Genomic DNA, 24,146 nt, shown 5'->3' with positions numbered 1-24,146 from the left:
ATTAATTTTTACTTTATGTCAATTATAAGTACAACATATAAACAATTTTTCGATAATTTCAGATTTTTTACTTATCCATGATTGAATCTCTTTCGGTTGCCATTTCTTTTTGATGACTCATATTTTTACCTATATTATACTTTTCCAAAATTATATTTTCAATTTCGCCTAATATCATGGAATTGTCTAATAAATATTGTTTTGCATTTTCTCTTCCTTGCCCCATTTTTTCATTGTTATATGAAAACCAAGAACCACTCTTTTGTACTATATTTTCTTTTACAGCAAGATCAAGCAAACTTCCTTCTCGAGATATACCCTTGTTATATATAATATCAAATTCCGATAATCTAAATGGAGGTGCTACCTTATTTTTCATTATTTTCACACGAGTTCTATTTCCTATAATTTCATCACCTTGTTTTATGGAATCGATTCTTCTAACATCCAATCTTACAGATGCATAAAATTTCAAAGCTCTTCCTCCAGGCGTAGTTTCTGGATTACCAAACATTATACCAACTTTTTCTCTCAACTGATTTATAAAAACAGCAACACATTTAGATTTATTTATATGACCAGCAAGTTTTCTGAGAGCTTGAGACATTAATCTTGCCTGCAAACCAACATGAGAATCTCCCATCTCTCCTTCTATCTCAGCTCTCGGAACTAATGCAGCTACTGAATCTACTACAATTACATCTATAGCTCCAGATCTAACTAAAGCCTCTGCAATTTCAAGAGCTTGCTCTCCATTATCAGGTTGAGAAATTATTAAATTTTCTGTATCCACTCCTAAATTTTTAGCATATGTGGGATCCAGAGCATGTTCAGCATCGATAAATGCTGCTGCACCTCCTTTTTTTTGTGCTTCTGCTATCACATGTAATGCTACTGTAGTTTTCCCCGACGATTCAGGACCATAAATCTCAACAATTCTACCTTTAGGTAATCCACCAATTCCTAGCGCTATATCTAAATCTAAACATCCAGTTGATACACTTTCTATATTCAAAGTACTTTGCTCACCTAACTTCATAACAGAACCCTTACCATACTGCTTTTCTATTTGACTCATCGCCATTTCTATGGCCTTCATTTTATCTAGATCTATGGACATTACAAAGTCTCCTTTAAACTCTTTAAATTTTTGATAATATAATCAATACCAGATAAGACAGTAAGAACTACACAAACATAAAACATTATATAGGAAATAAAGTGAATAATATCTACTAATAAATAGCCCCTCGATACCAAAACTCCAAATCTGGTCAAATATAATTCAACTAAAATAAATATCACAGATAAAATTTGAAATATGGTTTTGAGCTTACCATAAATATTCGCAGCTACAACTTTGCCACTTTGAGATGATAATACTAATCTTATACCAGTAATTATAAACTCTCTAAAAATTATTATTATAACAGGTACAGATCTAACAACACCAAATTCAACAAAGGAAATAAATGCCGAAGAAACAAGCAACTTATCTGCCAATGGATCCATAAATTTACCAAAATCTGTTATTAAATTATATTTTCTTGCAATGTATCCATCTAATTGATCTGTTATGGAAGCTATTATAAAAACGGTCAAAGCTCCTAATATACCAATTTGTGTATCAAAATTCATAAAAATAATAAATATTGGAACAAGAATAATTCTAAATAAAGTTAATTTATTAGGCAAATTCATTAAATAACCTCTCCTATAAAATCGTAATCTATACAAGATGTAATTTTTACATTAACAAATTCACCTACTTTTAGATTGTTTCTAGATTTTATATAAATTATACCATCAATTCCAGGACTTTGAAAATTTAATCTTCCAATATAAAGTTCTTCATGTTTAGAATCCACTATTGCTTCAAATATTTGTCCATTCTTTCTTTCAAGCAACTCACGAGATACGCTTTTCTGAATTTCCATAATCCTATTCCGTCTTTGTATCTTCGTCTTCTCATATATTTGATCTTTAAAACCTGCTGCAGGAGTGCCTTCTTCCTGCGAATATGTAAAAACACCAACATTATCTATGTTTCCTTTGATTATAAAATCTTCCAACATCTTAAAGTCTTCATCAGTTTCACCAGGAAAACCTACTATCAAAGAAGTTCTTATAACCAAATCAGGAATCTCTCTAAGTCTAGATATAAGATCATAAATTTTATGTTTCCTAGTATGACGAGCCATGGCAATCAAAACTTTATCACTTACATGTTGAATAGGAATATCAATATATTTACACAACTTATCGTTACTCTTTATCTCTTCTATTAATTCATCACTTATGTCTTCTGGATAAGCATAATGAAGTCGTATCCATTTAATCTCATCAATTTTGGATAATTCTCTAATGAGATCAACGAGTCTTTTCTTACCATAAATATCAAGACCATATTTGGTCACATCTTGAGCTATAAGTATAAGTTCCTTTACGCCTTGCTGCACAATAGTTTTCACCTCTGCCACTAAGCTCTCAATAGTTCTACTAACATGCCCACCTCTTATTTTGGGTATTATACAAAACGTACATTTATTATTGCAACCTTCTGAAATTTTCAAATAAGCATAATGCCTAGGAGTTGTTATCACTCTTCCAGATTCAAAAATAATACCTTCCTTATTTTCATTATCAAGTATGCGATTTTTATTTTGTAAAAAACTCATTATGTGTTCATAGAGCTTATCATAGTTCATAACACCTAAAATTATATCTATCTCGGGAATAGATTCGAATAACTCTTTTCCATAACGTTTTGTCAAACAACCAGTAGCCACCAAAACTTTCAATTTTTTATTCTTGTGCTTAGCAACCTCTAGTATCGTATCTATTGATTCTTGCTTTGCAGATTCAATAAACGAACATGTATTTACTATCAACACATCTGAATCCTCTTCAACATTAGTAAACTCAAATTTGTTTACAAGACTACCCAAAAACATCTCCGTATCAATGGTATTTTTATCACACCCTAAACTAATAACACCTAATTTCAGTTTTTTCACTATTAGCTTCCTCACCTTTATTAATTAAAATAATCTTCCTTATCAATCAAAATTTCCCTCTTATTTGTTGAATTTTTCATGCCAATAATGCCTCGTTTCTCAAGCTCTTCCATTATGCTCGCAGCTCTGTTATAACCTATCCTTAATTTGCGTTGCACTAAGGAAGTACTAGCATTGTTATGTTCAAAAATTATCTTCATAGCCTCTTGTATTAATACATCATCATCATACGAATCAGAGCTGTCTTTTTTATAATCAATATTGTTTATATGTTCCATAATCTCTTCATTGTAGTTTATTATAGACTTATAATTATTCTTAATTTCCTTAACAAATTTTTCAACTTCAAATTCGGATATAAAGGCACCTTGAACTCTTTGAGGTTTCAAATATCCCATTGGATAAAATAACATATCACCTCTACCCAATAGCTTTTCTGCACCAGATTGATCTAATATGGTTCTCGAATCAATTGAACTTGAAACGGAAAATGAAATTCTCGAAGGAATATTTGCCTTAATCACCCCAGTTATAACGTCAACAGAAGGTCTTTGAGTTGCAATTATTAAATGCATGCCTGCAGCTCTTGCCATTTGTGCGAGCCTAGCAATAGATTCTTCGACTTCATTGTGACATACCATCATCAAATCTGCCAACTCATCAATAACAATAACTATGTACGGAATCTTTTTATCGATTTCATTTTTATAAAATAGCTCATTGTAGCTATCTATATTTCTAACTCCCTTTTCAGCAAATTTGTTATATCGTTTTGTCATTTCTGTGATGGCCCAATTGAGAGCATTAGATGCCTTTTTAGGATCGGTCACAACAGGAATTAACAAATGTGGTATTCCATTATAAATATTAAGTTCAACAACCTTTGGATCGATTAAAATAATCTTAACTTCATCAGGTAAATATTTATATAGAATACTAACAAGTATTGTATTTATACAAACTGACTTTCCAGAACCAGTAGCACCCGCAATCAATAAGTGGGGCATTGTTGCCAAATCTGCTACAATACTCTTACCACTTATATCCTTGCCAAGACCAATACTTATTTTCAACTTAGATGAATTAAATTCTTCAGATTGAATTATTTCCTTTAGCCTTATTGTAGAAACAAAATCATTCGGAACCTCAATACCTATCAGTGACTTACCAGGAATGGGAGCTTCAATTCTTATTCCACTTGTAGCCAATGCCAATGCTATATCATCAGAAAGATTTAAAATCTTACTCACCTTTACACCTTTATCAGGCTCAACTTCATATCTTGTAACAGCAGGACCTTTTTCAACATTTTTTATAACTGCCTTGACCCTGAAATTGTCAAGAGTTTTCTGTAGTAACTCTTTTTTGACTTGCAATTCACTACCCTCTTCAATTGATAATTCGTTATCCGTATTTTCCAAATAGTCGATATTTATCTCAGTATTCTCATACACTCTGCCATTAGCACTTTGAATATTATTCTTAACATTTTTATTTTCAATATCATCATCTAAATTTATTTGCTCAAAACTAAAGTTCCCAAAATTTAAAAATTCAGATTCCTGTTTTTTATTATCAACATTATCTAAAACGATTTTTTCCTTATAATTATTATCAATTTTAGGCTCTTCAATAGATAAAGACTTGGCTAAAAACTTAGCTATAGACTTATTGCTTTTTTTCTTCTTATCATTATCTATCTTAACACTGCTGCCCTTACCCAAAATTATATCAGAACTAGCATCAACATGTTTAAAAACTTTATTTCTACGACCAATATTACTTACTTTTTTTTTAAATACTTTAGCAATATCATATATCGATTTATCTAAAATTATAATTAAACTAATTAAGTTTACAGCTATCAAAAGTATTAAACTTCCTAAAAATCCTATAACAGATTCTAAGATACGCATTATACTAAGACCTAAAATTCCACCGTGAAAAAAAGAACTTGTATTTATGATTAGCTGTATGGAAGAAAGATAATTTTTTTGATTATATGTGTCTAAGGTTACCAAACTTACTATAAAATAAATAGTTACGAGAAAGCAAATCAAACTATAGAATTTTTTATTTAATCTTTTTAAATTTTTTTGGGATATGATTAAGATACCTATAAATCCTATAATGAATGGAAGAATATATCCTCCAACACCAATTCCATCTTTGATGAGATTTCTTATAAATGCTAATAAAAATGCATCTGTGTTTGAATAAAAACCTATCAATAATAAAAACGATATTAAAATCAAAATGATTCCTATGATCTCTTTGTATTTGTTGTTACTAACATTTTTCATAATCTTAAAACCCTCTTTAGAAATAACATAAATGCAAATCTACACACGGATATTTTGTCACAAAAAAATTTTTGTTTCAACAAAAATTATATCCCTAAGCTTAATTATTCTACCTATTATTACTTTTTCCCTTTTCCTCTATCATAGAATTTAATTTTCGGAGAGCATCATTAATTCCGCCTACCTCTTCGATCAAACCATATTCAACAGCCTCTTGCCCAATCAATATGGTTCCCATATCATTTAACAAATCCCCTGTTTCTTGAAGCAATCCCTCAAGAACATCTTTTTTAACACTACTTGTCCTAACTATAAAATCAGTAATCCTTTCTTGCATCTTTTTAAAATAATCAAATGTTTGAGGAACACCAATTATAAGTCCATTCATTCTTATAGGATGTAATATCATAGTCGCTGAAGGAGTAATAAAAGCATAATTAGAAGCTGTTGCCAGAGGAACACCAATAGAATGACTCCCTCCTAAGACAAGGGAAACAGTTGGCATACTTAAACTATTTATCATTTCAGCAATAGCAAGTCCAGCTTCAACATCTCCTCCAAGGGTATTCAAAGTTATAAGAACTCCTTTTACATTAGGATTTTGTTCCATTGCTATAAGTTCAGGAATTACATGCTCATATTTTGTACTTTTAGTTTGTGGAGAAGATATTCCATGTCCCTCAATTTGACCTATTATATTTATTGTTTGTATATGACTAGCAGGATCACTTGAATTTATCACTTCTATCATTCCAAAATCTTTTATATTTTTCGCAGTCTCTGTTGGTTGATTATTCTCTGATTTACCTTCTACTAATTGTCCTGTAGAAGCTAAAAATTGAAAAGCATCTTTATAAATGCTTGGCATATCGTAAAACATAAATTCAACTCCTTTCAATGTCCAAGATAAAGCATCCAGTATTTATTTTGTAAATAAACTAATTATTTATTCAAAAAAATAAAAATTAGCAAGTTTAAAATTAAAACTTACTAATCTACGAAATATTAAAAAAATTATCATGAATTATATTTAAACTCTTATTTAAATCTTCATCTTTAACCAAAATCCAAATACTCATATTTGAATGATTTGTTTGTAATACTTCCACATCTTCTTTGTATAGTAACTCTATTAATTTGGCAATAATTATAGATATTTTTTTGAGATTAGCTTTTACAATGCTGATTTTAGAACAATTACTTATAATTTCATAATTTATCTCATAATTTCTTAATATTTTATCGATTTTCTCAAAATCATCTTTGTAAATTGTAAACACCTTATGATCTATAAAAATATTCATGAAATCAATATTTATATCTTCGCTAGATATTTTTTGAAAAACTTTAAAGTAATTATTGTTACTTAAATTTTTGTTCCTAAATATCTTTATTTGAATGCAATTTAACAAATAAGTCATTCCTTTGAACAAGTATTTATCACTTGTTATATCCTTGTTGACCATAGTACCTTTAAAATTATTGAAGGTATTCTTTATAACAACTGGAATATTTTCATTCATAATACTTCTTACAGCCTCAGGATGAATTATATTATTACCATAAGTTGTCAACTCCAACAACTCTTCATAACTTACATTTTCAACTGATCTTGCTGTGGAAACTATCTTAGGATCTACAGTCATAAGCCCATTTACATCTTTAAAAAATTCTATTCTGTTACATTTCAATGCTGTTGCTAACTTTACAGCTGATATATCACTCCCTCCTCTACCTAATGTGGTAATTTTACCATTCTGTGTTACACCTTGAAATCCGGCTACTACAGGTACAATATTTTCAGAAATTAATTCTTGAATATTGGATACATCTATATTCAAAATTTGTGCATTCCCAAAATTACTATCAGTTAATATGCCAATGTCTTGTCCAACCAAAGGTATTGCCTCTACATCGTTAGACTTGAGTTCAGATGAAAAAATTATGGCACTAATTATTTCTCCACAACTAATAAGTTTGTCTATATACTCTGGATTGTTTTTCTTAAAATCTTCTGATACTAGAGATAATAAAGTATCTGTTGAATACGGATCACTTTTTCTCCCAATAGCTGATATAACTATTATGAGTTTATTCCCATTATTAATTGAATCTTTTATCTTGTTGATACAATTTAATCTTGAATTTTTAGTTTGTACAGATGTCCCGCCAAATTTTTGCAATACTAGTTCCATACTATCTAAACCCCGAAAAAATAATTTTAATATTTATAAAATATTAAGTATATTGTTATCTATATCTTCAGCATCAATTATAATTGTTCTTGTACCAATTTTTTTTATAAAGTTCCATGGTATTTGAAAAGATTTTTTAGAAGTTTTAAAAAAAATAGATTTTTCCTTTCTATTATTAATTATTAAATATTTGAAATTTCCTCTTTCGTCAATTACAAGATCATGATTGAACAAATAACCATATTTTTCTCCATCATTTAAATTTATTATCTCGTACTTTTGAATGTCACTATAAAATTTATTTTTTTCTTTCATACGCCCCTCCCATAATATAAAATATTACTTTTAAGAATTTTTATTACAACACAAAAAATAAAAATAGCAAGGATTTATAATCTCTTGCTCTCACTAAATAAAATTCATTCTCTGATAGCATCAGTCGATTCATTTTTATCTAATATGTCTTTTCTAGACAAATTAATTCTTCCATGAGAATCAATGTCAATTACTTTAACCAATATTTCATCTCCTACAGAAACCTCACTCTCAACTTTATCAATTTTTTTGTTGGACAATTTAGACAAATGAACCAATCCTTCTTTACCATTAAAAATATCAACAAATGCACCAAAATTTGTTATTTTCACAACTTTACCAAGATATATTTCGCCAACCTTAATTTCCTTTGTTATAATTTCTATTTGATTAACAGCGTAATCTACTTTCTTAATATCATAGTCAGAAATAAAAATTCTACCATCATCTTCTATATGAATAGCCTGTTTCCTTAATTCTGCATCAGCAATTATCTTATTAATTACTTTACCACCAATTCCAATAACGTCTCTAATCTTATCAGGATCAATTTTTATAATTTTAATTTTTGGTGCATATTCAGATAATTCATCTCTATATTTAGGAATACAATCACTTATTTTTTTTAAAATCTCAATTCTGGCTTTCTTAGCTAAATCTAAGCTTTTCCTAATACAATTCCACGATAGGCCATTTATCTTAGTATCAACTTGAATAGCAGTTATACCATTTTCAGTACCTGCAACTTTAAAATCCATATCTCCAAAAAAATCTTCCACACCTTGAATATCTGTCAAAAGTTCTTCTTTACTTAAATCATCAGTTGTAAATAAACCAATTGCAATTCCTGCTGCCGGACGCTTTATTGGAACCCCTGCATCCAATAAAGCAAGTGTACTTCCACAAACAGAAGCTTGAGATGTAGAACCATTAGAACTTAAAACTTCAGAAACTAGACGTATCGCATAAGGAAATTCTTCTTTTGAAGGTATTAAAGGTTCAAGAGCTTTTTCTGCAAGTGCACCATGTCCAATTTCTCTTCTTCCTGGTCCACGTAAAGGTTTAACCTCACCGACACTATAGGAAGGAAAATTATAATGATGCATATATCTTTTGTATTCTTCCTCTCCTATTCCATCTATAATTTGAACATCTGCAAGAGGTCCCAAAGTTGCAATAGTTAAAACTTGCGTTAAACCACGAGTAAACAATCCAGTTCCATGAGTTCTAGGTAATACAGAAACATCACATGATATAGGTCTAATCTCGTTAAATTTTCTACCGTCTGGTCTTCTTTTCTCATCTATTATCATGTTTCTTACGATATCCTTTTGTATATTATAAATAACGTTATTGACATCTAACATATTATCAGGAAAGATTTCTAAAAAATGTTCATTTATTACATTCTTTAAATCATCCATTATTTCAGCTCTTTCAATTTTGTCAGTTGTGTACATGATATTCTTTATTTTTTCATAAGAGAATGCATACACTTCCTGGAAAACATTATCAGGAACTTTATATAACTCTGGTTCGGATTTTTCCTTTCCAAATTTTTTGATTGCATCAAGTTGAAATTTTATAATCTGTTGACACTTATCAAACCCGAATCTTATGGCCTCATACATCACATCTTCAGGTATTTCATCTCCGCCTGCTTCAATCATTATTACTTTTTCACTCGTTCCACATACCGTCAAATTCAACTTTGTTTCTTCTCTTTGCTTGGATGTAGGATTCGCAACAAATTTACCATCTATTAGTCCTACCATAACAGCCCCAACTGGCTCTCTATAACATACACTTGACATGCACAAGGCTAACGAAGCTGCATTAATAGATAAAATCTCGGGGAGATTATCGTTTTCAACTGACATTACCGTGCACACCACCTGTACATCATTTCTGTACCCTTTTGGAAATAATGGTCTCAACGGTCTATCTATGGCTCTTCCATTTAATATTGCCTGAGTAGATGGTTTCCCTTCTCTTTTTATAAATCCTCCAGGTATTTTACCAACAGAATATAACCGTTCCTCGTATTCAATACTTAATGGGAAAAAGTCTATCCCTTCTCTTGGCTTATCAGATGCATTTACGTTAACAAGAACACAAGTATCCCCATAACTCATTAAAATAGATGTATCAGATAACATACCTAAATCTCCACATCTAAGAGCTAATTTTCTACCTTCAAATGTTTCTTCTAAAACATTTAGCACTAAAAATATCCTCCATTCAAAAATCAAATTCATATAATTTAAGAGCGGAAACAAAAACCGCTCTCGTAAATAACGCTAACTATCTTCTAATTCCTAAACTCTTAATAAGTTCTCTATACTTTAAAATATCATGCTTCATCAAATAATTCAACAACCCTCTTCTTTTACCAACCATTATTAAAAGACCTCTTCTCGAATGATGGTCTTTCTTATGTACCTTCAAATGTTTAGTTAACTCAGATATTCTGCTAGTTAATAGTGCTATCTGAACCTCAACAGAACCAGTATCGCTTTCATGCCTAGCATATTCATTAATTATTTGTTGTTTTTTTCCCTTATCAATCATAGAAACTAATCCTCCTAAAATCCCCTCCGACCAAGATGTATTAAATCACATACAACCTAGTCTAAGGTTTTACTAGATAAGTATAACAAAAACATTAACTATTTCAAATATTTTTTTGTAATTTCATAAGCATTACTCTTGTCTTTCGTAAGCTGATCTACAAGAGAATACACATCGCTAAATAAAATTTCATCACGCAACTTTTTTACAAAATATATTTTCAATTTTTTACCATACAAATTTTCACTGAAATTTGATATATGAGTCTCAATAGATATGTACTTATTCTTAAAGGTTGGATTATAGCCTATATTAGTCATTGAAGAGAATTTCACATCTTTAAACTCAGTTATAGTAGCATACACACCATTTTGAGGTATACAATAATCATTATTAAATCTGACATTAGCTGTAGGAAACCCAAATTGACGTCCTAACTTTTTACCTCTAATGACCGTGTCTTCAATACTAAACATCCTACCTAAAAACTTTTGTACCTTCTCAACTTCGCCAAATTTTATATACGTCCTAATCCTCGTACTACTAACTCTTTTATTTAAAATTTTCATAGGCTTAATAGTTTCAACTTCATAGTTATAGACATGTTTAATCGATTTCAAATAATGAACGTCACCTTTATTCTTTTCTCCGAATCTAAAATTAAAACCACAGATAATCTTTTTCATTTTATAATTCTCCACTAAATGCCGAACAAATTCCTCTGCAGTAAAATTCTTTACATCCATAAAATCGTACAAAACTAGATAATCCACACCCATACCTTCTATGAATCTTACCTTTTCATTTAGCGACATTAATAACTTTGGAACTTTTGAATAGTTCAACAAAGATAATGGATGCTGTTTGAATGTTATAACCATACTTTTAAGAGATCTTTTCCACGCATACTCAACTACTTTAGAGATAATCTTTTGATGTGCAACGTGTAGACCGTCAAAGTTTCCAATACACAAAACAGTATCATCGGTTATCTTATCATGTATAGACTCAATTATCCGCATACCTTATACCTTAACTTAAAAACTTAATCATCTTAAAACAACTTAATTTCTTCTCACAAATTCCTATTAAGACCTCTTTACTATATAAATAATAAATTCCATCCCGAATATTATTTACGTACTTTGGATTTTTAACAGAGACACCATTCACTAAAAGATTTAAAAATTCATCATCATCTACAGACAACTTAGGTATTTCAAAGATATCCTCAATAGGAACTATGCTATCCAATATAATCTCCGCATTCATACCATCAAAATTAATAGAATGCTCTTTCTTAAAATTACCACTACAGATACGCTCTAGAAAAGTCATAGTAGCATACGTTCCCAATTTATCTCCTATGTCTTTACAAAGACTCCGTATGTAGGTTCCTTTCGAACACTTAACGATAAATGAACACTCATTTTTACTAAACCTTATATTCTCTATTGAATATATTTTCACCCTCCTGGATCTGAGTTCAAACTCTATGCCTCTCCTTGCTAAGTCATATGCCCTTTTCCCATTAACTTTTAGTGCTGAAAACTTAGGTGGAATCTGATCATACTCTCCAATAAAACTCTCTAGGACTAAATTTAAATCATATTCATACAAATTTACATTTTCATCGAGTTTTAAGATCTTTCCTTCACAATCGTATGTATCTGTCAAAATACCGAATTTCAAATTTACACTATAAGTTTTGTTACAGTTAAGCAAATATTCACTAATCTTTGTCGCACTGCCAATACATATAGGCAAAACTCCGCAAGCCAAAGGATCTAAAGTCCCTGCATGCCCAACTTTCCTAATATTTAAAATTTTTTTAATTTCAGTAACAACATTATTAGAAGAAACGCCTACTGGCTTATAAATATTTAAAAATCCGTTAATCATAACAATGACCTAATCTCATCTAACAATAATTTTTCTATTTTCACCATGTCTAAATCCGTAACAAACGCAGCAGCTTTTACGTGACCACCTCCACCAAACACCTGAGCTACCTTGCAAACATCTATATTATCTTTACCTCTTAAACTAACCTTTACTTTGTTTTGAAAGTTTTTAATAAGAACACTAACCAAAACGTTCTTTATCGTAAGACCCATACTCACAATATCTGAAGTGTGCTCATCAGAACATCCAGATTTTTGAAACATATCTTCGGTAATTTTCATTATACAAATTTTTCCATCCACAATCTTCAATTTATCAAATACCAAACTTAAAAGTTTTATTTTCGAATATGGCTGAACTAAAAACAATCTTTCATAAATATTCCAAAAGTCCAATCCAGTATCAACTATCTCACCAATAATGCTAAATGTTTTCTTCGTACTGCATTCAAATCTCAACCCACCAGTATCAGTCATTATTGATGTATAAATACAGGTGGAAATGTTTTTATCTATCTCTATACCGAACTTTTTCACAATTCCATAAACAATCTCCCCAGTTGAGCTTGCACCACTATCCACAAAATTATATTTACAATAATTATCATTGCTTATATGATGATCGATTCCAAGAGTTTCAACCTCATCGATATCAAACTCACAAGAAACCCTTTCTAAATTGGCACAATCTACTATTATAAGAAGGTCAACATCATTACCAACTTTGTAAGTGTTTCCATCCACTTCACGTATCCCAGGCAAAAAACTAAGCAAGGTATTCTTTTTAAGATTGTCCTTTGAAAAAATGATAACATTTTTATTCAATTTATGTAAAGCAAATTTTAAAGCTAAAAGACTTCCTATTGCATCACCATCAGGTGATACGTGATAGGTTATACCGATTGTCTTTGAATTATTAATTAAATCCTCAATCTTTTTAAATGATATCATTTTCATTAACCTTCTCTATCTTCGTTCTCAGTATTTCATCAATATGAAAACTATATTCTATAGAATTATCCAATTTCAAATTAATATCTGGCACAAATCTAATTTTAACATTTTGGGAAATAGCTCTTTTCATTTCTCCTACTGACTTCTTTAAAATTTCAAAAATGTCTTGTTTGTTCTTATCAAATATACTCAAATAAACCTTAGCATACTTAAAATCTTGAGTGGTCTCCACTCTAGTTACAGTTAACAATCCCTTTATTCTAGGATCTTTTAGTTCGTTCTGTATGCAGTATCCCAATACCCTTTTTATCTCTTCATTAACACGTTCCATTCTAAATTTTCCCAAAGCAATCACACCTTTTTTCAAAAATTAAAGGTTATTTCTTTTAAACTCTCTCATCTCGAATCCTTCAATAATATCTTCCTCTTTTATATCGTTGAAGTTTTCAATAGATAAACCACATTCATAACCTTTCGCAACTTCCTTAACATCATCTTTAAATCTCTTTAATGAAGACAATTTAGATTCAAATATAACAACACCTTGACGCAATATTCTAATACTGCAATTTCTAGTTATCTTACCATCTAAAACGTAACACCCAGCAACCGTGCCAACGTTAGAAATTTTGTACAATTTTCTTATTTCTACACGACCTAAATAAACTTCTTTTATATCTGGATCTAAGAGACCTATCATCGCAGACTTTATATCATCCAATGCTTCATAAATTAATCTATATGTTCGGATATCAACTTTCTCCTTTTCAGAAAGGATCAAAGCATTGTTATCCGGTCTAACATTAAAACCGATTATTATGGCGTTTGATGTACTAGCAAATATTATATCACTTTCGTTTATCGCACCAACTGCACTATGTATAACCTTAACTTTAACACTGTCTGATGACAGCTTTTCAAGTGATTGTTTTAAAGCCTCTGATGAACCTTGAACATCAGATTTTATTATTAGACTCAATTCTTTTATGGTACCCTCTTTTATTTGACTATAAACAGTTTCTAAAGAGACCTTAGAATTATTGTTTTGACTATTTTTAATTTTCTGTTTTCTCTCATCAGAGATTTGTCTAGCAACTCTTTCATCTTTAATAAATTCAAATTTATCACCGGCATCTGGAACTTCATTCAATCCCAATACTAGTACAGGTATAGACGGTCCTGCTTCTTTTATTACATTATCATTTTCATCATACATAGCTCTTATCTTACCGTATGTATTCCCAACAATCACTGAATCACCAATTTTCAAAGTACCATTTTGCACTAAAAGAGTTGCGAGAGGACCTTTACCTTTATCGAGTTTAGATTCAATTACAGTTCCTTGAGGAACAGATTGACTATCAGCCTTAAGTTCTTGAATGTCCGCAGTCAAAATGATCATCTCTAATAATTCATCAATACCCTGACCTGTTTTAGCAGAAACATTTACAAATACTGTACTTCCTCCCCAATCCTCTGCAATAATTTCATATTCTGTAAGTTCTTGTTTTACTTTATCTACGTTAGCTTCAGGCTTATCGATCTTATTCACTGCAACAATAATTGGAACATTTGCAGATTTGCAATGATTTATTGCTTCAACAGTTTGAGGCATTATTCCATCGTCTGCTGCAACAACAAGTACAACTATATCAGTAACCTTAGCTCCTCTAGCTCTCATTTGAGTAAAGGCTTCATGCCCAGGAGTATCTATAAAAGTTATAATTTCATCTCCAACTTGTACCTTATACGCTCCTATGTGTTGTGTTATTCCCCCTGCTTCTTTTTGTGTAACATTTGTTTTCCTTATAAAATCAAGTAAGGACGTTTTACCATGGTCAACATGTCCCATAACTGTTATTATTGGAGGACGTTTACTCAAATTTTTAGAATTGATCTCTTGAGGTTTAATTAAATTGTATTCCTGTTCGCCATCATCATCCTTTCTCACACAGGATATTTCATATTTTCGACAAAGCTTTTGTGCTATTTCAAAATCAATCTCTTGATTAATAGATACCATCAATCCTAAAAACATTAAATTTTTAATTATATCTGCGGTAGATTTATTTATTTTTTGAGATAATTCCTTAATCCCTATTGTTTTACCTATCTCGATTACTTCGTCTACCTTCTCTGAACTATGTATAATTTTTTCATTTTTAAAATTAGCTTGTTTCTTATTTTTACTTTTACTTTTCTGAGTTAATTTATCTATTTGTTCTATCATGATATCTTCATATTCTTGAACTATATCATGCTTATCCGAATTAACATCGTCATCTTTTAGATACGTATCACTAATGTTTAAATCGTTTTTAGAATTATCACTATTCTCAAAATATTCTTTTATCAATTCACCATCTTCATCATTTAAAACACTCATATGGTTCTTGACATCTACGTTAAATTCTACTTTTAAAACATTTATTAATTCTTTGCTCGATACTCCGAGTTCTTTTGCTAATTCATAAATTCGAACTTTTGACACAACAATTACCTCCTTAAGTTGTAAATTTCAATATCTACTTTATTTGTTCACGTAACTCAATGACGATTTGTGGAGGGATTTCTACCTTAATAGCTCTGTAAATTTTATTAAATTTTATACTCTTATTTAAACACTCTAAGTTATTATTACAAATATAAGCTCCTCTTCCTTCCATTTTGTATGTTAAATCAATCTCTACACTATTAGTTATCGTTCTGCAGATTCGTATGAGCTTGCTTCTATCTTTCATTTCGTTACAACCGATACATTTTCTAAACAAAATGCCTTTAGCTTTCATTAGGAGTACTCTCCTTATCAAAACTATCATCATCAAAATCTTTAGAACTTAATTCCTCTATGTTGACTTTATATTTTGATAAAGGTTTTATATCAATCTTCCAACCAGTCAACCTAGCAGCAAGTCTTACATTTTGACCTTCCTTACCTATCGACAACGATAGTTGAGAATCTTCAACAACGACATCAGCAATTCTGTTTTCTTCATCGACGTCTATGCTAAAAATCTTTGCAGGACTCAATGCGTTCGATATATAAATCTTAGGGTTATCACTCCACTTTACAATATCTATTTTTTCATTTTTAATCTCATTTACAATACTTCTTACCCTTATTCCTTGCTCACCTACACATGCTCCAACTGGATCTATTTCATCTAAATTCGAGTGCACCGCCATCTTGGTTCTAGCTCCAGCCTCTCTAACTATACTTTTTATTTCAACTATTCCATCTTGTATTTCGCTTACTTCGATTTCAAATAGTTTCTTTATAAAATTAGGGTCAGTTCTTGAAACACGAACTTGTGTACCTTTAGGAGAATTTATAACTTCCGAAACATACAATTTTATTCTTTCATTTCTTTCAAATCTTTCTCTTGGAATTTTATCGTTTGTTCTTAGAACCGTCTCAATTCTTCCAATGTTAATAAAGACATGATCTCTATCGTTTCTAAGTACCGTTCCTGTTATAATTTTAAATTCCTTTTCTGCAAACTCTCTATACAATAAATCTCTTTCTGCCTCTTTTATACGTTGCATAACAACTTGCTTTGCTAAAGTCGCTGCAACCCTACCAAAACTTTTTGGTGTAACCTCCACGTCACATATATCACCGATATCATAATAAGGACTAATCTTTCTAGCATCACCTAAAAGAATCTCGATAGAAGAATATCTTATCGCTTCTACAATAAGCTTTTGTGCAAAAACTTTTATTTCACCAGTAACTCTATTCATAGTTACTTTAACATTTTGAGAAGCTCCCTGATTGGAATAATTTTTTTTATAAGCTGCTATCAATGCATCTTCAATAGTTGTGAAAATCAAATCCTCACTTATACCTTTATCTTTAACTATCGTTTTAAGAGCATCTATAAATTCTTTGTTCATGATATCCTCCTAAGACACTTCTTCCAAATTCATATTTTTTATATTATCAATACCTACTTCAACCTTGTCGTCTTTCACATTTAATATTATTTGTGAATTGTCAACCTCCTCTAAAGTCCCAATGTAAATTTTGCAATCATTTAAGGCTTTATGTAATTTAACACGAACAACTCTACCCACAGCTTGCTTTATGTGATCCATTGTATAAAGCTTTCTATTTATTCCAGGGGAAGAGACTTCAAGAAAGAATTTATTATTATCCACGTTTACTTCGTCAATCAAATTATTTATACCCTTCGACACTATTTCACAATCACTGATTGTAATTTTTTCATTTACATCTTGCTTCACTATCATTATTCTCAAATAATTGTGCCCAAGTTCATTTACATACTCTGCATGATATATTTCATATCCCATTCTTTTTACAGAATCGCTTATCTTCTCTTTAACTAAGTTAATAAAACTATTCAAACCTATCTTCCTTCTCTTAACTGTAAAAATTTTTATTAAAAATACAGGAGAGCAGGTCAAGAAACCTACTCTCCCAAATAACACAAATAAAAACCCCGTGTTCACAAATTATATCATAACTTTAAATTCAATGCAAATGTTATTTATTAAAAAATCAAATCCATAGTTGTCTGATTCGTTTCTGGTAAATTCTTTATGCATCCATGAGATTGCAAAGTTTCAATTACAGTCTTAGAAACTTTAGCTCTATTCTTTAAATCTTGTAATGATATAAATTCACATACCCTTGCAGCATCGTATAAATTTTTAGCTGCTGTTATCCCAACACCTTGTAACGATTTTATTGGTGGTAAAATCCCACCATCCTCTATTTTAAAATCATTATAATGGCATTTGTACAAATCCACTTTATGAAATTTTATTCCTCTAGCATGAGCCTCAAGAACAATTTCCAAGATCGTCAATAATCCCTTATCTCTGTGAGTCAAATTATTTCCAAGAGATTTCAAATCATTCAAACTTTGTTTAATCAAATCAACCCCATTGCAAATTAAATTTGCATCAAACTCATCAGCTCTCACAGTACAATAAGCCGTGTAATATTCAAGTGGATAATATAGCTTATAATAAGCAATCCTCACAGCCATTATGACATAGGCAACAGCGTGACCTTTGGGAAACATATATTTAATACGCTTACAAGATTCTATATACCAACTCTCTATTTTATTTTCAATCATTATTTGTTCTTGTTCATCCGTAAGTCCTTTTCCCTTACGTACATTTTCCATAATATCAAAAGCTACCTTAGGATTTAAACCTCTGTAAACTAAATAAACCATAATATCATCTCTTGTTGATATACATTCTTTAAGAGTCGTATTTCCATTTTTTATAAATTCTTGAGCATTATTAATCCATACATCAGTCCCATGAGATAATCCAGATATTCTGACTAAATCAGAAAAATTTGTTGGCTTAGTATCTAAAAGCATTTGCCTTACAAATTTTGTACCAAATTCAGGAATGCCTAAAGTTCCTACTGCACAATCTATATCATCATCAGTTATACCTAAAGCACTGACTTCATTAAACAAACTAAGAACTTTGGGATCATCAAGCGGAATAGTCTGTGGATCCAAACCTGTTAAATCCTTAAGCATTTTTAACATGGTGGGATCGTCATGTCCAAGAATATCTAATTTCAAAAGTCGCCCACTTATGGAATGATAATCAAAATGTGTAGTGATAACATTTGTATTAGCATCATCAGCAGGATGTTGTATAGGAGTAAAATTAAAAATATCATTATCCTTTGGAACGACCATTATTCCTCCTGGATGTTGACCTGTTGTTCTTTTAACTCCTGTTAACCCTCTTGATAGTCTTTCAATTTCAGATTGAGAAATTTTTAAATTTAATTCCTCAATATATTTTTTCACATAACCGTAGGCTGTCTTTTCCGCAACAGTTCCTATTGTACCTGCTCTAAACACAAATCCTTTACCAAATAAATCTTCAACATATTTATGTACAGTCGGTTGATATTCCCCTGAAAAATTCAAATCTATATCTGGCTCCTTATCGCCATCAAAACCTAAAAATGTCTCAAAAGGTATATCGAAACCTTCTCTTAAATACTCACCTCCACAAATATTACATTTCTTAGGAGGTAAATCGACACCTGCATTAACACTTCCATCTAAAATGAATTCGCTATTCTGACATTTTGGACAAATATAATGAGGAGGAAGACCATTGACCTCTGTTATTCCGCAAAATGTTGCAACTATGGATGATCCAACCGAGCCTCTGGAACCAACAAGGTAACCATCATCTAGAGATTTTGTTACTAATTTATGGGCAATAAGATACAAGACAGCATATCCATTATCGATTATGGAATTTATCTCTTTGTCAATTCTGGTTTTGACGATATCAGGTAATGGATTTCCATATATTGAATATGCTTTATTGAATGTCATATTTTTCACTTCTTTATCAGCACCATCAATTTTTGGAGGGAACGTACCTGATGGTATAGGACATGCTTCCTCGATCATTTCATCAATTTTATTTGTGTTTGTGATAATTATTTCTTCGGCAACATCATGTGGTAAAAATTTAAATTCTTCAAACATTTCATCAGTAGTGCGTAAATAAAATCCTGTATCATCTAAATCTACTTTGAAGTTTTGACAGACCCTTAAAATATTTCTATAAATATTATCATTTTTATTTATATAATGAGCATTAGAAACTGCAATTACTAACTTATTATTATCTTTTCCTATTTTATAAATTTTTCGAATTATATCTTCAGCTTCCTTGTAATCTAGAATTTTTTCTGAATTTATGTATTCTTTGCAATTTAATGGAGATGAAACTTCTAGATAATCGTACATAGAAACAATGTCCTTTATCCTACCTTCATCATAAAAATTTGCAATACATTTAAACACTTCCCCTTCTCTGAACGATGCACCAATTATTAAACCTTCTCTATGTTTTAACAACTCACTCTTAGGAATTCTAGGTGTTTTAAAAAAATAATTCAGGTGTCCTTTAGATACAAGCTTGTAAATATTTTTAAGTCCTACCTGATTTTTAGCTAGCAATACAACATGATTTGTATAAAGCTTCGAAGTGTTGATGTTCTTTAAATATCTATCATTAAGCTCTGATAAATTGATTATACCCATTGATTTCAATTTTTCAAAACACTTAATTAATATAATTGCAGTAGCTCTTGCATCATCTACAGCTCTATGATGATTTTCAAGATTTATATTTAAATATTTCGAAATGCTATTCAACTTATACTTTTTAAGTTCTGGAAATAAAAATTTACATAAATCGATAGTATCTAATAATGGATTGTGAAAATCTAATTCAAACTTTTTACTATTTCTGCGTATAAATGACATGTCAAAATCTATATTATGAGCAACAACAATTGAGTCTTTACAAAATCTATAAAACTTATGGATCACATCATCTATAATAGGTGCTTCTGAAACCATTTCATTTGTTATTCCTGTAAGTTCAACGATCTTATTTGGAATATTTTTTTGAGGATTTACAAATGTTGAAAACTCATCAATGATTTCAGCATTTCTTATTTTTACAGCACCGATTTCAATAATTTTATCATTCAAATTAGAAAAACCAGTAGTTTCGATATCAAAAACCACAAATGTATCATTGATATTTTTATTTTCTGTTTTATCTATCATAGGCTTTAAATCATCAACAAAACTAATTTCTATACCATATATAGGCTTTATATCAAATTTCTTTGCAATATCCATTATATTAGGAAATGCTTGCACAACATTATGATCAGTTATAGCAATAGATTTATGACCCCAACGTTTTATAGTTTTAAATAACTCATTAATGCCTATAACTGAATCCATGGTACTCATATTAGTGTGAAGGTGTAGCTCAACCCTTTTTTGATCATGATTATCCATTCTCTCTAGTTTTTTAGATAAATTTATGCTATTTGCCATAATTATTAAATCTTGAGTGAACTTATCTGTTATAACTTCACCTTTAATTTTTACATAGATACCTTCGGTCAGCTTAGTAGTTATATCCTTATATTCCTTAGTTTTCACAAAATATTTTACATTTATGGAAGACGTCTCATCATGAACAAAAAAAGTAATAAGCTTTTTTCCAGTTTTGGTATTTATTAAGTTTAGATTAAAAATAATACCTTCAATAACAATGTTTTTTTCAGGAATATCTAATGATTTAATATTTACGGACTCTTCAGCAATATTGTTTCCAACAATTACACTTTCACTAGACGCTGTATTTAGTTTTATTTCTTTGGTAAAAGAGGTATCTTTGATAGAATCTACCTTAATTTGTGGAATAAATTCTTTATAATCATGTGTTTTTATTTCTTTAGTTTTAATAATCTGTATATTAACATCTAAATCAAAGAATTTTTTCATAAAATTGCTAATTTCAATATGTAAATCATTTTTATAGAATCTATCAATTATAAAACTATTTGACGTTTTATATATTAAATTTGTATCATCTAAGTTAGGCTTAGTAGAAAATACAGAGTAAAGTATTGGAAAATTAAATTTAATGAAGTCTAATAATGAACTATAACAATAAACTATAAAATCTTTTAAATTCTTATTAGGTAATTCCTTTATATGAATTATCCTATATTCAAAATCTTTACTTAATGTCATTTTTAATTCGTCAATAAATTTATTTGAATCAACACTCACTCTTTTAGCATAAATTAAAATTTTATGTAACGATTTAAAAATTTCAATTTTTAAAATTTCCATTTTGTATATACCTTTAAAATCTAAATTTAAAAGAGAGGTTTTTTAAAATAACCTCTCCTATAACGTATCCAGTTCTTTTTCAATTTCTTTAATTAGATCTTCTTCCTTTACCTTCCTTAAAATCTTTCCCTTTTTGAATATTAACCCCTCACCATTTCCACCAGCAATACCAAGATCAGCCTCTCTAGCTTCACCAGGACCATTGACAACACAACCCATTACTGCAATAGTTAAATTTTTATCAATTCTTTCAGTAATCTTTTTCACCTGATTTGTCAAATCTATTAAATTAACCTTGGTTCTCGAACACGTCGGACAAGAAATTAAATTAACACCTTCATCATACAAACCTAAAGATTTTAAAATTTCTTTTGCAACCTTTATCTCATTTATTGGATCATCAGTCAATGAGACACGTACAGTATCCCCTATACCTTTATATAATAAAGTACCTATCCCAACACTTGACTTTACAGATCCAGATAAAAACAAACCTGCTTCTGTCACTCCAAGATGTAAAGGATAATTAATCAAACTCGATATTCTAACATAAGAATCTATCATCATTTTTACATCAGATGATTTAACAGATACTACAATATTATTAAATTGGAAACTTTCCAATATGTCTATATTCCTCAACACACTCTCAACTAAAGCATCTGTTGTTTTCTTAGCATATTTTTCTAACAGATCCCTTTCAAGAGATCCACCATTGACGCCGATCCTGATTGGAATATCATAATACTTGCATACATCTACTATTTCCTTTATTTTCCCTTTATTACCTATATTCCCTGGATTTATCCTTATTTTATCTATACCATTTTTCACACAATCTATAGCAAGTTTATAATCGAACTGTATATCTGCAACAAGTGGTAAATTTACCATTTTTTTTATCTTCCTAATAGATCCCGATTCATCTAAGTCCGTTACCGCTATTCTAACTATATCACAGCCTACTTCTTCTAATTTATTTATTTGATCAACCGTTGCACTTATATCTTTTGTACTCGTGTTAGTCATAGATTGAATAGCTATCGAATTATTGCCTCCGATATACTTATTTCCTATTTTTATTTTTTTTTTTACTACTCTACTCAATTATAAGTACTCCTTTCCAAAAATACATAACTAACTTTTTTAAAATTTCAATGGGAAAAAAATATCCTTCAGCGTAACAAATATCATAAATAAAATTAATAATGAGAATCCAACAAAATTTATTTTTGCTAATATTTCTTGTTTAATTTTCTTCTTAGATATCAATTCTACCAAATTAACTATAATTGTACCACCATCTAGAGCTGGAAATGGTATTAAATTAAAAACTCCGAGATTGATACTTAAAAATGCAGTAAAATTCATTAACTGTAAAATGCCTTGTTGAGCAGCATAACCAGAAAATTTAAATATGGTAACAGGTCCTCCTAAATCAGTAACCGAAACCTTACCAGTAATCAATTGAACTAAGGAATTTACAACCTGTTTCACTTCAAAAATCATCCTCTTAAATCCGTTAACTACACCTTCTCCAAATCCTACATTACTTACAAACTTTGGAGCAATTCCTATTATAATAGAATTTCCTTCAACTTCAGGCTCAACAATAAAATTCAATTTTTCACCGTCTCTTATCAAACCTATATTAATAGATTCATTACTGTCCAAATTTTGTAATTTATATACAAAATCGTTCCAATTTAAAAAACTTCCGAAATTTAAAGATACGATTTCATCACCAACCATTATTCCAGACTTATAGGCAGGACTTCCATCTCTAACTTCTCCAACAATCATAGAATTATATCCATGAAAAGAAACTATACCCCAAAATATAGCAAACGCTAAGATAAAATTCATAACAGGACCAGCTAAAATTATAGATATCTTTCTCAAAGGATGCTTAAATATGTACGCTCTATCCTTAAAATGATCTGAAACATCATTTTCTGATTCATCATACTCACCTAACATTTTAACATACCCACCTATAGGTAAGAGTCTTAATGAATACATAGTTTCTTTTCCTTGAAATTTGCAAATTAATGGACCCATTCCTACAGCAAATTCTTCAACTTTTACACCATTAATTTTTGCTACTATAAAGTGGCCAAATTCATGACCAACTATAAGTAATCCAAAACTTAATGCCACTAAAAATACTATAATTACACCGTTCATTTAATAC

Annotated in this window: 20 protein-coding genes; all 20 read right to left on the bottom strand. The window is 30.0% G+C overall.

Annotation, left to right across the window (positions count from 1 at the left end):
- Positions 1 to 67: 67 nt before the first annotated feature.
- A complete protein-coding gene (gene recA, locus AALI31_RS03890; RefSeq protein WP_489885216.1) occupies positions 68 to 1,120 on the bottom strand; it encodes a recombinase RecA in 1,053 nt (350 codons plus the stop codon).
- Complete coding sequence (gene pgsA / locus AALI31_RS03885; protein ID WP_489885215.1) at positions 1,120 to 1,701, bottom strand: CDP-diacylglycerol--glycerol-3-phosphate 3-phosphatidyltransferase; 582 nt, start codon at positions 1,699 to 1,701, stop codon at positions 1,120 to 1,122. Before pgsA ends, recA begins: the two co-directional genes overlap by 1 nt.
- Entirely contained in the window at positions 1,701 to 3,017 is a 1,317-nt protein-coding gene (gene rimO / locus AALI31_RS03880) for a 30S ribosomal protein S12 methylthiotransferase RimO (protein WP_489885214.1), read from the bottom strand. Before rimO ends, pgsA begins: the two co-directional genes overlap by 1 nt.
- Before the next feature lie 20 nt (positions 3,018 to 3,037).
- On the bottom strand, positions 3,038 to 5,320 hold the full coding sequence (locus tag AALI31_RS03875; protein WP_489885213.1) for a DNA translocase FtsK: 2,283 nt from the start codon (positions 5,318 to 5,320) through the stop codon (positions 3,038 to 3,040).
- Positions 5,321 to 5,429: 109 nt separating this feature from the next.
- Entirely contained in the window at positions 5,430 to 6,200 is a 771-nt protein-coding gene (locus AALI31_RS03870; protein WP_489885212.1) for a ClpP family protease, read from the bottom strand.
- Positions 6,201 to 6,315: 115 nt separating this feature from the next.
- Entirely contained in the window at positions 6,316 to 7,515 is a 1,200-nt protein-coding gene (locus AALI31_RS03865; protein WP_489885211.1) for an aspartate kinase, read from the bottom strand.
- A gap of 33 nt (positions 7,516 to 7,548) precedes the next feature.
- The gene (locus AALI31_RS03860) at positions 7,549 to 7,830 is read right to left on the bottom strand and encodes a YlmC/YmxH family sporulation protein (protein ID WP_489885210.1); all 282 of its coding nucleotides are present in this window, start codon (positions 7,828 to 7,830) and stop codon (positions 7,549 to 7,551) included.
- A 104-nt stretch (positions 7,831 to 7,934) separates the two neighbouring features.
- Complete coding sequence (locus AALI31_RS03855; RefSeq protein WP_489885209.1) at positions 7,935 to 10,088, bottom strand: polyribonucleotide nucleotidyltransferase; 2,154 nt, start codon at positions 10,086 to 10,088, stop codon at positions 7,935 to 7,937.
- A 46-nt stretch (positions 10,089 to 10,134) separates the two neighbouring features.
- Positions 10,135 to 10,398, bottom strand: coding sequence for a 30S ribosomal protein S15 (gene rpsO, locus AALI31_RS03850; RefSeq protein WP_489885367.1), 264 nt, complete (start codon positions 10,396 to 10,398; stop codon positions 10,135 to 10,137).
- A 101-nt stretch (positions 10,399 to 10,499) separates the two neighbouring features.
- On the bottom strand, positions 10,500 to 11,423 hold the full coding sequence (locus AALI31_RS03845) for a bifunctional riboflavin kinase/FAD synthetase (RefSeq protein WP_489885208.1): 924 nt from the start codon (positions 11,421 to 11,423) through the stop codon (positions 10,500 to 10,502).
- A gap of 10 nt (positions 11,424 to 11,433) precedes the next feature.
- Positions 11,434 to 12,303: a tRNA pseudouridine(55) synthase TruB gene (truB, locus tag AALI31_RS03840; protein ID WP_489885207.1), complete on the bottom strand. Its 870-nt coding sequence runs from the start codon at positions 12,301 to 12,303 to the stop codon at positions 11,434 to 11,436.
- The gene (locus tag AALI31_RS03835; RefSeq protein ID WP_489885206.1) at positions 12,300 to 13,256 is read right to left on the bottom strand and encodes a DHH family phosphoesterase; all 957 of its coding nucleotides are present in this window, start codon (positions 13,254 to 13,256) and stop codon (positions 12,300 to 12,302) included. The genes truB and AALI31_RS03835 overlap by 4 nt, the downstream gene beginning before the upstream one ends.
- Positions 13,243 to 13,605 carry a 30S ribosome-binding factor RbfA gene (rbfA, locus tag AALI31_RS03830; RefSeq protein WP_489885205.1) on the bottom strand — a complete coding sequence of 121 codons (363 nt, stop codon included), beginning with the start codon at positions 13,603 to 13,605 and terminating at the stop codon, positions 13,243 to 13,245. The genes AALI31_RS03835 and rbfA overlap by 14 nt, the downstream gene beginning before the upstream one ends.
- A gap of 24 nt (positions 13,606 to 13,629) precedes the next feature.
- Complete coding sequence (infB, locus tag AALI31_RS03825; protein ID WP_489885204.1) at positions 13,630 to 15,750, bottom strand: translation initiation factor IF-2; 2,121 nt, start codon at positions 15,748 to 15,750, stop codon at positions 13,630 to 13,632.
- A gap of 34 nt (positions 15,751 to 15,784) precedes the next feature.
- Positions 15,785 to 16,048 (bottom strand): RNase P modulator RnpM, encoded by a 264-nt coding sequence (gene rnpM / locus AALI31_RS03820; protein WP_489885203.1) that lies wholly within the window; start codon positions 16,046 to 16,048, stop codon positions 15,785 to 15,787.
- On the bottom strand, positions 16,038 to 17,156 hold the full coding sequence (nusA, locus tag AALI31_RS03815; RefSeq protein WP_489885202.1) for a transcription termination factor NusA: 1,119 nt from the start codon (positions 17,154 to 17,156) through the stop codon (positions 16,038 to 16,040). Before nusA ends, rnpM begins: the two co-directional genes overlap by 11 nt.
- A gap of 9 nt (positions 17,157 to 17,165) precedes the next feature.
- Positions 17,166 to 17,714: a ribosome maturation factor RimP gene (rimP, locus tag AALI31_RS03810; protein ID WP_489885201.1), complete on the bottom strand. Its 549-nt coding sequence runs from the start codon at positions 17,712 to 17,714 to the stop codon at positions 17,166 to 17,168.
- Between the two features lie 62 nt (positions 17,715 to 17,776).
- Positions 17,777 to 21,952 (bottom strand): PolC-type DNA polymerase III, encoded by a 4,176-nt coding sequence (locus tag AALI31_RS03805; protein ID WP_489885200.1) that lies wholly within the window; start codon positions 21,950 to 21,952, stop codon positions 17,777 to 17,779.
- 57 nt (positions 21,953 to 22,009) lie between these two features.
- A complete protein-coding gene (ispG, locus tag AALI31_RS03800; RefSeq protein WP_489885199.1) occupies positions 22,010 to 23,059 on the bottom strand; it encodes a flavodoxin-dependent (E)-4-hydroxy-3-methylbut-2-enyl-diphosphate synthase in 1,050 nt (349 codons plus the stop codon).
- A 39-nt stretch (positions 23,060 to 23,098) separates the two neighbouring features.
- Positions 23,099 to 24,139: an RIP metalloprotease RseP gene (gene rseP / locus AALI31_RS03795; protein ID WP_489885198.1), complete on the bottom strand. Its 1,041-nt coding sequence runs from the start codon at positions 24,137 to 24,139 to the stop codon at positions 23,099 to 23,101.
- Positions 24,140 to 24,146 lie beyond the last annotated feature (7 nt).

This window comes from Anisomitus miae (SeqCode) (assembly GCF_054906395.1).
The sequence above is the reverse complement of the archived record's forward strand: the minus strand, read 5'-3'. Positions and strand labels throughout refer to the sequence as shown.